The following is a 12,926-nucleotide window of genomic DNA, read 5'->3' as shown; positions in this document are numbered from 1 at the left end:
GTTGAAGGGGGGCTGTTGTGAATCGAGACAAGGCATGGAGGAAGGGCGTCATCGTCGGGGCGGTCGGGATGGTGGTCCTGCTCGTCGGCCTGTCGCTGGAATCCGGACGGGCGGAAGAGGCGGCCAAGGGCAAGTTGCCATTGGAGAAGGCCTTTCCCCTCGCCGCCAAATGCAAACGGTGCCACGAGCGGGTCTATGAAGAATGGGAAACCTCGCCCCTGTCCCGTTCGCTGCATTCGCCGGCGTTTCGCGCCGCCATCGATCAATATTTGGCCTTTTCCGGCGGGAAGGACAAGGCCCTCTGCCTGCGCTGCCATGCGCCGCACATCAAGGAGTATCCGGATCTCGCCGAGTCCTTCATCAAGCAGGTGCAATCGGGCGATCCCTCGATCGACGGCGTGGCCTGCGCGCAATGCCACCTGATCAAAGAAGTGGATCGGACGGCGCATCCGCCGATGCCCAAGTACGATGTCGGGAGCAAGACCCTCTACGGGCCCTACAAGGACGCCGCGCCGAACCTGGCCCATCAATCCGCGGACCTGGACCTCTTCCGAAAGTCCTCCCTCTGCTTGAATTGTCACCTGACCGTGCCGACCGCGGGCAACCTGGGAACGAGCAATGATCTGCTGGGATCGTGGGAGACCAGCAAGGCGGTGAAGTCCGGCAAGGAATGCCAGACCTGTCACATGCCGGAGCAGCTTGGCGAATCGGCCAACGGAGAGAACAAGCGCAAGGTCGCGAACCACACCTTCCCCGGACGAGTCGGGAAGCTGCGCCAGGAGGCCGCGAAGCTGGAGGTGACCAGCGAGGTGCAGGGCGAGAAGACCAAGGTCACGGTCAAGGTCCACAGTCTCGTGCCCCACAGCCTGCCGACCACCCATCCGGGCTGGGCCAGCGTGGCGCTGGACTTGACGATCAAGGGCAAGAACCTCCGGACGGTCCATACCGACAGGCGGGTATACGGCAGGAAATACCTGGACGCCAAGGGCCAGCCCACGGTGTTCGACTTCGAAGCGGTCAAGGTGGCGGAAGACACTGTGCTCAAGCCGGAGGAGACGCGGGTGGAAACCTTCACGTTCCCGACCCCGAAGGACACCAAGAGCTTCGACGTGGAGCTGTCGCTCAACTACGCCCCCGTAGCCGGACCGAGCGCGTTTCTCCAGCGCATCGAGGCGGAATCCCCCAAGGGGGCGCAGGATCCCGTGTTCGAAGCCGTGCCCATCACCAAATACGCGGAGAACGTTCCGATCAGCAAGTGACGGCGTTCGCCGCGGATGAAGAAACGGTGAGTCAGGACGGGCGGACGGCTGGGCGTCAATCGGCAATGATCGTCGAGCCGGGGGATTTCATCTTAAAGATCTGAATGGCCGCGTACATGCCCTTGGCGGGGTGATTCAGGATCAGGCGGCAATTGGTCACGCGCGTGTCGATCAGCTCATAGGCGCCGCCGCAGTAGTAGATGTCGCAATCGTCGAGCGTGCAGTTCTTGTAGACGTGGCTGTCCAGGGTCAGTTTGGCCTTGCTGAACTCCTGCCCTTCCACCACGATATACTCCGGCGCCATTCCCATCGGGTCCTCCCTCCGTGATCCGCGGACTATAACAAACCGTCTTTCATCGGCGCAAACCCGGCCCGCGATCCCGTTCCCTGCGCCGCAAGCCCGGGAGACAAGACAGGGCTGGACCTTTTGAACCGGTTCTGCTTTACTTTGCCGCCGACACGTGTTTCCACTAAGTTGGAGCCGGTTCGATGGCGAAAGCATCCCCACGCAAGCCCGCCGGAAAGAAAACAGCGGCGCCCTATCAGCACCCTGACGCCAAGGGGCTCCTGCGGCCGGACGTCGGCACGCAGGCGCAGTTCAAGAAGAAGCAAGCGCCCAAGACCTACCGGTACGACTCCTCGCTGTCGCCGGCCCTCGATTGGGATGCCACGAATCCGGCGCGGGAACAGGGCGAGGCCTTGATCGCAAGGCTTGAGCGGCACATCGCCGAGTTACGCGTTGCATCCATCCCCTCTCCCTCGATCGGAGAGGGCGGGGGCGAGGGTGAAGTCGCCAAGGCCCTGCGTCAGGCCGAAGAGGCGCTGCGCGAACTCAAAACACTCAGCAAGCCGTTCTTAAACTGGGCCGGCAAAGCCGAGCGACTGTCGTTCGACGTGCCGACCTTACCGCTCTTCATTCACGAGCGGCTGTCCACCAAAGCCGTCATCGAGACACTGGCCGGGCACAAGCGAGACCAGCAGCAAACGATGTACGACCTGTTCGGCGATCCGCAGCATTCGATCACGGATCAGGTGCTCAAGGCCTACGAGTATCAGGATAACTGGACGAACCGGATGGTCCTGGGCGATTCGCTCGTCGTGATGAACTCGCTGCTGCATTACGAAGGGCTCGGCGGCCAGGTCCAGATGATCTACATGGACCCTCCCTACGGCGTGAAGTTCGGGAGCAACTTCCAGCCCTTCGTCCGCAAGCGCGATGTCAGCCACAACGACGACGAAGACATGACCCGCGAGCCGGAGATGGTCCAGGCCTATCGGGACACCTGGGAACTGGGCCTGCACTCGTACCTGACCTATCTGCGCGACCGGCTGCTCTTGGCGCATGATCTCTTGACCCCCAGCGGCAGCATCTTCGTCCAGATCAGCGACGAGAACCTGCACCATGTGCGGGAGGTGATGGATGAGGTGTTCGGGGCAGACAGTCATGCTGGACTCATATCGTTTCGAAAAACCTCGGCTCTGACATCTGGCTTAGTCGCTCAAAACGCTGACTATCTCATCTGGTACTGTCGTGACTTGAGCAAGATAAAGTATCGTCAGCTTTATGGAGAAAAAGGGTCGGACAGCGATCTTAGCTTTTATTCCTATGTCGAGTTGGCGGATGGATCTCGTCGCCGTGTATCTAAAGATGAAGCTGTCGGTTCTCTCCCCAGAGATGCGAAACTATTTTCGGTGAGCGATCTCACAAGCAGCCATTTCTACAGCGAGGGCAAGACCCCTTTTGAGTATGAAGGGAAATCCTATGTGCCTGGTTCAAGGTTTTGGACGACTTCTCCAGGAGGAATGAGACGTATAGCTGAAGCTGGGCGCATCTATGTAAGTCAAAACTCTCTCAGATATGTTCGGTATCTCAACGACTTTCCTTACCAGCCCTTGACCGCCAATTGGACTGACACTATTACGGGGCAATATTCTGAGCCACGCATATACGCGGTCCAAACCGCTACGCGAGTTCTCCAGCGCTGCCTCCTCATGACCACCGACCCAGGCGATCTGGTGCTGGACCCGACCTGCGGCAGCGGCACCACGGCTTACGTTGCCGAGCAATGGGGCCGGCGCTGGATCACGATTGATACGAGCCGCGTGCCGCTCGCCCTGGCCCGCCAGCGGCTGCTGACCGCCACGTTTCCCTGGTACGAGTTGAAAGACCAATCACGCGGTCCGGCCGGCGGATTCGTCTACAAACGGAAACAGAACAAAAAGGGCGAAGAGGTCGGTGGCATCGTTCCGCACATCACGCTCAAGTCCATCGCGAACAATGAGCCGCCACAGGAGGAAGTGCTGGTGGACCGCCCGGAGGTTGAAAACGGCATCACCCGCGTGAGCGGGCCGTTCTGCTTTGAAGCCACGATCCCGACGCCGGTGGATTGGGAAGGGGACGGTGTTGAGGATTCCGGGACTGTTTCAACCGAGGCCTACGGTTCCTTTGTGGATCGCATGCTCGAAGTGTTGCGCAAGAGCCCGGTGCTCCGGCTCGAAGGGAACAAAACTGTCACGTTGAAGAACATCAGGCCTCCGGCCAAGACCCTTTCACTGTCAGCAGAAGCCCTCGTAGCGAATGGTCAGGATAGGCCGGTGGCTTTTGTCTTTGGACCAGAGAACGGCGCGGTGAGCGAGAAGCTGGTCTATGAAGCGGCGCGGGAGGCCCATGCCAAGAGTTACACGCACCTCTACGTGGCCGGCTTTGCCATTCAACCGAATGCGAGAACGTTGGTGGAGAAATGTGCCGACGTGATGGGTGTTCCCGCCACCTATGTGCAGGCGACGCCGGATTTGATGATGGGCGATCTGCTCAAGAACATGAGGTCGAGCCAAATCTTCAGCGTCTGCGGCCAGCCGGAAGTCCAAGTCAAGAAGCTCAAGAGCCCCTCACCCCGCAAGGGCGAGGCTGTGCAATACCAAGTCGAGCTGCTTGGTTTGGACGTGTTCGATCCCGTCACGATGGAGGTCGATCATAAACCCGGAGCCGATGTGCCGGCCTGGTTCCTGGACACGGACTACAACGACCTCTGCTTTCACGTCTCCCAAGCCTTCTTCCCTCGCACCAGTGCCTGGGACAACCTGAAAAAGGCCCTCAAGGGCGAATATGAAGAACACGTGTGGGATCATCTCTCCGGGACGACCAGCGCGCCGTTTGAGGCCGGCGAGCACAGGCAGATCGCCGTCAAGGTGATCGACGATCGCGGCAATGAATTGCTGGTGGTGAAGAAGCTGGCGTAGAGTAGTGGTACAGAAAAACCTCATCCGGCCTGTCGTTGTGTATTGGAGGGAAACGATGAAGACTTTAGAAGAACTTGTGCGAGAGCTTCCGCCTGATATGCAAGAAGAGGTTCGAGAATTCGCACAATACTTGTTGGAGAAGCGTGTCAAGGGCAGGAAGAAGTATTTGGCGCAGACCTGGGCTGGCGGGCTCAAAGAATTCCGTGGCCAATACACCTCACTCGAGCTTCAAAAGAAAGCGCTCGAATGGCGGGGGGATTGAGGATGTATTTGGTCGACACGAATGTCTGGTTGGAGCGTCTCCTTGAGCAGGAACGATTTGAGGAAGTTCGTCGGTTTTTCGATTCAACCGAAACCGGCAGACTGTTTCTCACCGACTTTTCCTTCCACTCGATCGGGCTGGTTTTGACAAGGCTGAATAAGAGCGGCCTCTTGCTGAATTTCACGCAGGATGCCCTTCTGGAAGGTGCCGTGTCCTTGGTCCATCTCGCGCCGGAAAACACGCACGCTCTTGTGGACGTGATGCAACAGTTCAGGCTGGATTTCGACGATGCCTATCAGTATGTGGCTGCCGAGAAGCATAATCTCGTTCTCGTGAGTTTCGATTCGGATTTCGATCGTACGGAACGTGGAAGAAAGACCCCTCAGGCGGTATTGCAGGCCTAACCGTCATCCGATGAGCGGCTACGAAGTCCCCGAGCCGATTCTGAACTCCCCCTTCGATGAACCCACCGAGCATTGGCACATCGTGGAAGGCGAGACCCCGGAACGGCGGACGGGGCGCCGGCCGGCGATGTATTTCTATCGCGATCCCAAGGCCAAGCCGGACACGGAAGCCGGTCGAGTGGTCGGCACGGCCATCGAACTGACACTCGTCAACCACATTCGCGCCCAGATCAAGAGGTGGCGCCTTGAGGGCTATCCGGGCGTGACGAGAACGACGCTGGAGTTGTTGCAGTGGTGGCGACGGGACGGGCGGGCGCAGCGACTCTTCTTTGCACAGCTCGATGCGGCGGAAACGATCATCTTCCTCACGGAGGCGAGGGCCGACTTTCGGCAGGGGATCGATGTCCCCCAGGAGGAGGTCAGCGAGGACAAGCGGAAGGACGGTTTCGCCGGATTTCTCCGCTATGCCTGCAAGATGGCCACCGGCTCGGGCAAGACCACGGTGATGGGCATGCTGGCCGCCTGGAGCATACTCAATAAGGTCAACGACCGAAGCGATGCGCGGTTTTCCGATGTCGTCCTGATTGTCTGTCCGAATGTGACGATCAAGAACCGCCTTCGGGAATTGGACCCTGACGCAGGGGAAGCGAGCCTGTACCGCACGCGCGATCTGGTTCCGTCCCACCTGATGCCGTTGCTCACACAAGGCCGAGTGCTGATCACGAACTGGCATGTGTTCGAGCCCCAGGCCATCCAAACCGGCGGTGTCGGCGCGCGCGTGACCAAAGCCGGGGTCGAAGTGCGGGCGAAGGAGACCATTACCATCAGTGCCAAGACGACGACGGCACGTGGCACTCGATATCTCACCTTGGAGGATTTCGAACGGCAAGTGGACGCCGGGCTGTTGACGGTACTGGGCGAGGAGCGCGAGAAGGACGGCACGCTGAAGAAGGTCACGGTGGAATCAACGAGGCATGTGGAAAGTGATACGGCGCTCGTCAACCGCATTCTTGGACGAGAAGTGGGAGGGAAGCAGAACATCCTCGTGATGAACGATGAAGCCCACCACGCCTATCGAATCGTGCGTGAGGAGCGCGAGGAAGGCGAGGACGATCTCTTTGGCGAGGAGGAAGAGGCCGAGGACTTTTTCAAAGAGGCGACGGTCTGGATTGACGGGCTGGATCGTGTTCAGAAACTGCGCGGCATCAACTTTTGTCTCGATCTGTCCGCCACGCCCTATTTCCTCGGTCGCGTCGGTCAGGACACGAATCGGCCTTTTCCGTGGGTGGTAAGCGACTTCGGGTTAATCGACGCGATTGAGTCGGGCTTGGTGAAAATCCCTCAGCTTGCGGTGCGCGATACGACCGGGAAGGAGATTCCCGGGTACTTCAATATCTGGCATTGGATTCTTCCTCAACTGACCCCGGCTGAGCGCGGAGGGAAGAAGGCAAATCCGAAACCTGAAGCGATCCTGAAGTACGCCAACCATCCGATCGCGATGCTGGGCAGCCTCTGGGACAAGGAACGAGAAAGCTGGGTGGCTCATCGCGATGATCCCCGGCCGCCGGTCTTCATTCTTGTCTGCAAGAACACGCAGATTGCCAAGGTGCTCTATGAATGGTTGGCGGAAGATAAGGCCCCGACGGGGATTCCTCCCGTGAAGATCGAAGGGTTCAAGAACAACGGTCGGCAGAATACGATCCGGGTCGATTCCAAAGTGGTCCATGAGTCGGATTCCGGCGAGGCCAAGAATGATGAGGTTCGCTGGATGCGATTCACGCTCGATACCGTGGGAAAGATGGCTTGGCCGGCGGATCGTGTCGGCCGACCGCTCTATCCGGAAGGTTTCAAGGAACTGGCCGACAAGCTTGGGCGTCCGGACCATCCGCCCGGGCGGGATGTGCGGTGCATTGTCAGCGTGGGCATGCTCACGGAAGGATGGGACTGCAACACCGTGACCCATATCATCGGGCTTCGTCCGTTCATGTCTCAGTTGCTCTGCGAGCAGGTGGTCGGTCGCGGGCTGCGCCGCGCGACCTATGAAGTTGGTCCGGACGGGAGACTCACAGAAGAAGTGGCAAAGGTGTTCGGCGTTCCCTTTGAGGTGATCCCGTTTAAAGCGAATACCCAGGGACAGCCGCAACCTCGCGTCAAGCGATACCACGTCCATGCCCTTCCCGCCAAAGCACAATTCGAGATTCAATTTCCTCGCGTGGAGGGCTATACGCAAGCGATTCGCAACAAAGTGGCCGTGGATTGGGCCACTGTTCCTCCACTCGTTTTGGAACCTGGGCGGATACCACCAGAGGTCGAAGTCAAAGGACTCCATAGCACGCTGCAAGGAAAGTTGACTCTTGCCGGTCCAGGCCGCAGAGAAACGGTCTCGTTGGAGGAGTTGAGAGCGAAGCTTCGCTTGCAGGAAGTCGTGTTCGATCTCGCCTCCGCTCTGACCAGGGACTACGCTTCGCAGAGCATCTGTACGGTGCCAGCCCACCGATTATTTCCCCAATTCGTTGCCATCGTGAGGCGGTTCGTGGATGAAAAGGTCCAGGCTCCTCCGCCGACATCGAAGAAGGATGTCATCCTCTCTCCCTACTACGGTTGGGCGATTGAACGGTTGCTTCCGAATATCCATGGAGATACACGGGCCGGCGAAGCGCCTGAAGTGCCGCGCTATGAGTCCCGCCGCGGCCCTGGATCGACGGCTGACGTGGATTTCTGGACGAGTCGTGATGTGCGTGAAGTGGTAAAGAGCCATCTCAATTATGTCGTGGCGGATACCAAACAGTGGGAGCAGTCGGCGGCTTATCATCTCGACCGGCATCCCGCGGTCGAGGCCTTTGCGAAGAATGCAGGACTCGGGTTCGCGATTCCCTATCTGCACAACGGCCAGATGCACGACTATGTGCCGGATTTCATTATTCGACTGAAGGCCGAGTCCCCATGTCACGTGATCCTGGAAACCAAGGGATACGACCCGCTCGAAGAGGTGAAACGGGCTGCGGCCGAGCGGTGGGTCGCGGCGGTGAATGCCGACGGGACCTATGGCTGGTGGGCATACTCATGCGTGAAACGCGTGAGCGATATTGCTCGTATCCTCGCCGATCTGACGCCCCCTGCGCACCGCACATGAGGGTGTTCCGTTCTCTAACGGGCTTTCCGTTTGCTATGGCACGGCCCCGCAGGGAGGGCAGAGGTCACCTGAGGGCTCAGCCCCCACCTTTCGGCTTGATCCCTGAAAGCCGTCCATATAAAATGGCCCGATTTCTCACGTAGTTATCCGCGCAGATCCAACCCGCTCCATCCGCGGTTGTCCCTTCGCAGACTCCTGTTGCAACGTTCTGTCGATGGGCTGAAGGCACAGGGAGCGGCATGAACAGACGGAGCGTCTCACCCATGGCAGGAGGACAAGACAGTGAGTGATTCAGCGATTGTGACGTTTGCGCTGGTGGCGGCGGCGGCCGGTATCGCCTACGGGCTCTATTTGGCCATGTGGGTCTTCAAGCTGAATGCGGGCAATCAGAAGATGCAGGACATCGCCAAGGCCATTCAGGAAGGGGCCGGGGCTTACCTGAACCGGCAGTATCGCACCGTCGGCATCGTGGCGGCGGGGCTCTTTGTGGTCCTCTGGACCGCCGGTTTCGTATCCGAGAAGTTCGGGCTGCTGACCGCCATCGGGTTCCTGGTGGGAGCGGGTGCCTCGGCCATCGCGGGCTATGTCGGCATGATCATCGCGGTCCGCGCCAACGTCCGGACGGCCCAGGCCGCGCACGAGGGCATGAATGCCGCCCTGACCGTGGCCTTCCGCGGCGGAGCCGTAACCGGGTTGCTCCTGATCGGGCTCGGCCTGCTGGCGATCACGGCCTTCTACACGCTCGCCCAGTCCCTTGCCGGACAGGAGAAGGCGATTCATGCCCTGCTCAGTTTGGGATTCGGCGGGAGCTTGATCTCGGTGTTCGCCCGGGTCGGCGGCGGCATCTATACCAAGGCGGCGGACGTGGGCGCCGACCTCGTCGGGAAGGTCGAGGCGGGTATTCCCGAAGACGACCCCCGCAATCCGGCGGTGATCGCGGACAACGTGGGCGACAACGTCGGCGATTGCGCCGGCATGGCGGCGGATCTGTTTGAAACCTATGCGGTCACGACGGTGGCGGCCATGGTGCTGGCCTATACCCTGTTCAAGGGGCAGACTCAACCGATCCTCTATCCCCTCGCGCTGGGAGCCGTGACCATCTTTGCGACGATCATCGGGATTCTGTTCGTGAAGGTCAGCCCCGGCGGCGAGATCATGCCGGCCCTGTACAAGGGCCTCTTCGTGGCGGGCGGAATCGCGGCGGTGGCCTTCTTTCCCATCACCAACGCGATCATGGACGGGGTGGGCGGCGTGAGCGGCGTCAGCTACTATATCGCGGCCCTGCTCGGTCTGGTCGTGACCCTCGCGATGGTGTTCATTACCGACTACTACACGTCGAAGAGTTTTGCGCCGGTGAAGGACATCGCCAAGGCCAGCGAAACCGGCCACGCGACGAACATCATCGCCGGGCTGGCGGTGGGGATGCAGGCGACCGCCTGGCCGGTGGTGGTGATCGGCGCGGCCATTCTGCTGAGCTTCTGGATCTGCGGCGGGGCGGAGGGCGGCGGGCTCTATGGGGTCGCCGTGGCGGCAGTCTCGATGCTCTCGATGGCCGGCATCGTGGTGGCGATCGACGCCTTCGGGCCGATCACGGACAATGCGGGGGGTATTGCCGAGATGGCGCATCTCGGCAGCGAAGTTCGCAACATCACCGATCCGCTGGACGCGGTCGGCAACACGACCAAAGCCGTGACCAAAGGGTATGCGATCGGCTCGGCTGGCTTGGCCGCCGTCGTCCTGTTCGCCGAATATGCGCGCGAGGTGGAAAAAGGCAGCGCCGCCAGCAGCTTCGATCTTTCCAACCCCTCCGTGCTGGTCGGGCTGTTCCTGGGCGGGATGCTGCCCTTCATCTTCGGCTCGCTCTGCATGAAGGCCGTGGGGCAGGCCGCGGGCCTCGTGGTCGAAGAGGTGCGCCGGCAGTTCCGGACGATCAAGGGGATCATGGAGGGCACGGGCAAGCCGGAATACGGCACCTGCGTGGACATCGTGACGCAGGCGGCCATCAAGAAGATGATGGTGCCGGGCATTATTCCGGTGGCCTCGCCGATCCTGGTCGGGGTCATCCTGGGCCCGCAGGCCTTGGGCGGCGTCCTGGTCGGGAGCATCGTGACTGGCCTTTTCGTGGCGATCTCGATGACCAGCGGCGGCGGCGCCTGGGACAATGCCAAGAAGTACATCGAGGAGCAGGGCAAGAAGGGCACGGAAACCCACAAGGCGGCCGTCACCGGCGATACGGTCGGCGATCCCTACAAGGACACGGCCGGTCCGGCCATCAACCCGATGATCAAGGTGATCAACATCGTGGCCTTGTTGATCGTGTCGCTGATCGTGTGAGGCGTCGGAGCAATCGGATTGAAGGGATCGACGGGATCAGTTGCGGCGAATCTTCGGCGGCTTGACGGGCTGAATCTCCCTAGAGTATGGTGACCGGTAGATGATCCATCACGGGTACGGAAACGTCCACGGGCGTGACTGGGAGGTGCTCCATGGAAAAGCAGGAACGGAGACCGGAAACCAGAAAAGAGCCGCAAGCGAAGGACAAGGACGAGGTCAAAGCCAATCCCAAGGTCGTCGAAACCGGGAAGAAGCTGAAAGAAGACATCGATAAGCTCGTTGATGAGATCGACGACGTGCTCGAAAAGAACGCCGAAGAATTCGTGAAAAACTACGTGCAAAAAGGTGGTGAGTGACTCGAAACCCGAGTCACTCACGTTTCCGCACTTCCGACCGCGCTTCTCTTCTCTCCACTATCCATCAGCCCCTGGCCCTGCCGGCCGAGTTCCGCAGCCTGCTTACCGACCCCTCCACCGCATCGGTCGCCGGTTCGTTTGACATGGGCTTGCCGGCCCGCTAGACTCGCGCACCAATCGTTCAACGACCTACGCACTCATCCTCGCACCGTTCCTCTTCCTGGAGCCATGCGTTCTCGACTTTGGATTTTCCCCACGATCGATCAGGACCGCCAGAGAGGGCTTTCGCAGGCCTTGACCATTTCGCCCGTGACCGCGTCGGTGCTGCTCGCGCGCGGAATCACGAGCCAGGCGGAAGCGTCCCGCTGGCTGGGAGCCGAGAGCGTCTCGCTGCATGATCCCTTTCTCTTGCCGGATATGGAGGCGGTGATCGACCGACTGGAACAGGCTCGTATGGCCGGCGAGCTGGTCTGTTTCTACGGCGACTATGACGTGGACGGGATGTCGGCCACGAGCCTCTATGTGACCTTCTTCGCAGCCTGCGGGCTCCGGACCTGCCTCTATATTCCGCATCGCATCCAGGAAGGCTATGGGCTCAATGAGGCGGCGGTGCGGCGGCTCCATGCGCAGGGCGTCACGGTGCTCGTGACGTCGGATTGCGGGACCACGTCGCACCGCGAAATCGCGGCCGCCAACGAACTGGGCATGGATGTCATCGTGACGGACCATCACCGGACGGACCAGGCCATGCCGCCGGCCCTGGGGGTTGTGAATCCTCACCGTCGGGACGCCAGCTATCCGTTCCCGGCCCTCTGTTCGGGCGCCCTTGCCTATAAGGTCTCGCAGGCTTACTCCATGAAGTATGGGGGCGCGCCGGAGGTCCTGGCCCAGCAGGACGATTTGGTGGCCCTCTCGACTGTGTCCGATGTCGTCCCGCTGGTGGACGAGAACCGCCTGTTCGTCCGGCGCGGCCTGGCGCTCATCAACAAGGGGACCCGCCCGGGCATCCGCGCCCTCAAGGAGGTGGCGGGCCTCACGCGGCCCTGCAATACCGGGGTGCTGGCCTTCAAGCTCGTGCCCCGGCTGAATGCCTCCGGACGCCTGGACCATGCGAGGCTGGGCGTCGAACTCCTCACGACGCCGTCTCAAGAACAGGCGCGCAGTCTGGCTGAACGTCTGGATGCCCTCAATCGGGAACGCCAACAGATCGAAGAAGGCGTGGTCGGGGAGTTGACGGCGGAGCTCGCTGCCGCGGCGGAGCTGTCCGCAATCGTCGAATGGTCCCGGCAGTGGCATCTGGGCGTGGTCGGGATTGCGGCCGCGCGCCTGGTTGAACGGTACCATCGGCCCGCCGTCGTCCTTACGGTCAATGACCAGGGAATCGGCAAGGGGTCCGTGCGCAGCGTGCCGGGGTTCGACGCCTACGAGGCGCTGGCCGCCTGCCGCGATCTGCTCGACGGATTCGGCGGCCATCCGGGCGCGGCCGGCTTGACGATCCGGGAGGAGCGGCTGCCGGCGTTTCGCGAGCGGTTCCAAGCCCTGGCCGGCGGGCATGAAGCGGTCAGGCAGGTCCCTACGTTGCGACTCGATGCTGAGGTACAATTAGCCGACGTGACCCTGAAGCTGATCCGCGAGCTGGACGCGCTGAATCCCTTCGGCGAGGGGAACCCGGAGCCGCTCCTGGCGGTGCGGAATTTGAAGGTGTTGGATGCAAGGGTCGTCGGGGACAACCATTTGAAATTGACGGTGAGACAGGGGCAGTCGTTTCCGTTTTCCAGCATCGGCTTTCGCATGGGGTCGCTGGCCGAGCGGGGCATTCCCGCCCATCAACCGGTGGACCTGGCCTTCGTGCCGGAAGTCAATCGCTGGGGAGGGTTGGAGCAAGTTCAACTGCGCATCCGGGATCTGCGGCCGACGCCTGCGTCATAAGGGACGGGC

The 12,926-nt window shown here is 60.8% G+C and carries 9 protein-coding genes; 8 read left to right on the top strand and 1 reads right to left on the bottom strand.

Annotated elements, in window-relative coordinates:
• Positions 1–17: 17 nt before the first annotated feature.
• Positions 18–1,259: a multiheme c-type cytochrome gene (locus tag QWI75_RS16035; protein WP_289269623.1), complete on the top strand. Its 1,242-nt coding sequence runs from the start codon at positions 18–20 to the stop codon at positions 1,257–1,259.
• A 55-nt stretch (positions 1,260–1,314) separates the two neighbouring features.
• On the opposite strand, the gene QWI75_RS16030 is transcribed toward QWI75_RS16035, so the two are convergent.
• On the bottom strand, positions 1,315–1,569 hold the full coding sequence (locus QWI75_RS16030; RefSeq protein ID WP_289269622.1) for a hypothetical protein: 255 nt from the start codon (positions 1,567–1,569) through the stop codon (positions 1,315–1,317).
• 179 nt (positions 1,570–1,748) lie between these two features.
• Between QWI75_RS16030 and QWI75_RS16025 the strand changes: the two genes are divergently transcribed.
• The 7 genes from QWI75_RS16025 (at position 1,749) to recJ (ending at position 12,917) form a co-directional block, all read left to right on the top strand.
• Positions 1,749–4,499 (top strand): site-specific DNA-methyltransferase, encoded by a 2,751-nt coding sequence (locus QWI75_RS16025; protein WP_289269620.1) that lies wholly within the window; start codon positions 1,749–1,751, stop codon positions 4,497–4,499.
• Positions 4,500–4,554: 55 nt separating this feature from the next.
• The gene (locus QWI75_RS16020; protein ID WP_289269618.1) at positions 4,555–4,761 is read left to right on the top strand and encodes a DUF2281 domain-containing protein; all 207 of its coding nucleotides are present in this window, start codon (positions 4,555–4,557) and stop codon (positions 4,759–4,761) included.
• 2 nt (positions 4,762–4,763) lie between these two features.
• Positions 4,764–5,165: a type II toxin-antitoxin system VapC family toxin gene (locus QWI75_RS16015; protein ID WP_289269615.1), complete on the top strand. Its 402-nt coding sequence runs from the start codon at positions 4,764–4,766 to the stop codon at positions 5,163–5,165.
• Between the two features lie 10 nt (positions 5,166–5,175).
• Positions 5,176–8,298 carry a BPTD_3080 family restriction endonuclease gene (locus QWI75_RS16010; RefSeq protein WP_289269613.1) on the top strand — a complete coding sequence of 1,041 codons (3,123 nt, stop codon included), beginning with the start codon at positions 5,176–5,178 and terminating at the stop codon, positions 8,296–8,298.
• A gap of 282 nt (positions 8,299–8,580) precedes the next feature.
• Positions 8,581–10,632: a sodium-translocating pyrophosphatase gene (locus QWI75_RS16005; RefSeq protein ID WP_289269612.1), complete on the top strand. Its 2,052-nt coding sequence runs from the start codon at positions 8,581–8,583 to the stop codon at positions 10,630–10,632.
• 152 nt (positions 10,633–10,784) lie between these two features.
• A complete protein-coding gene (locus QWI75_RS16000; protein ID WP_289269610.1) occupies positions 10,785–10,988 on the top strand; it encodes a ubiquitin-like protein Pup in 204 nt (67 codons plus the stop codon).
• 228 nt (positions 10,989–11,216) lie between these two features.
• The gene (gene recJ, locus QWI75_RS15995; protein ID WP_289269607.1) at positions 11,217–12,917 is read left to right on the top strand and encodes a single-stranded-DNA-specific exonuclease RecJ; all 1,701 of its coding nucleotides are present in this window, start codon (positions 11,217–11,219) and stop codon (positions 12,915–12,917) included.
• The last annotated feature ends 9 nt before the right edge of the window (positions 12,918–12,926 follow it).

Source organism: Nitrospira tepida, from assembly GCF_947241125.1.
In the GTDB taxonomy this organism is placed as follows: domain Bacteria; phylum Nitrospirota; class Nitrospiria; order Nitrospirales; family Nitrospiraceae; genus Nitrospira_G; species Nitrospira_G tepida.
Note: the sequence above shows the minus strand (reverse complement) of the source record. Positions and strands in the feature narration are given on the sequence as shown.

Excerpts from the sequence above, each read along its gene's own strand:
- QWI75_RS16030 (WP_289269622.1), bottom strand. The coding sequence starts at position 1,569 with ATGGGAATGGCGCCGGAGTATATCGTGGTGGAAGGGCAGGAGTTCAGC.
- QWI75_RS16025 (WP_289269620.1), top strand. The coding sequence starts at position 1,749 with ATGGCGAAAGCATCCCCACGCAAGCCCGCCGGAAAGAAAACAGCGGCG.
- QWI75_RS16020 (WP_289269618.1), top strand. The coding sequence starts at position 4,555 with ATGAAGACTTTAGAAGAACTTGTGCGAGAGCTTCCGCCTGATATGCAA.
- QWI75_RS16015 (WP_289269615.1), top strand. The coding sequence starts at position 4,764 with ATGTATTTGGTCGACACGAATGTCTGGTTGGAGCGTCTCCTTGAGCAG.
- QWI75_RS16010 (WP_289269613.1), top strand. The coding sequence starts at position 5,176 with ATGAGCGGCTACGAAGTCCCCGAGCCGATTCTGAACTCCCCCTTCGAT.
- QWI75_RS16000 (WP_289269610.1), top strand. The coding sequence starts at position 10,785 with ATGGAAAAGCAGGAACGGAGACCGGAAACCAGAAAAGAGCCGCAAGCG.
- recJ (WP_289269607.1), top strand. The coding sequence starts at position 11,217 with ATGCGTTCTCGACTTTGGATTTTCCCCACGATCGATCAGGACCGCCAG.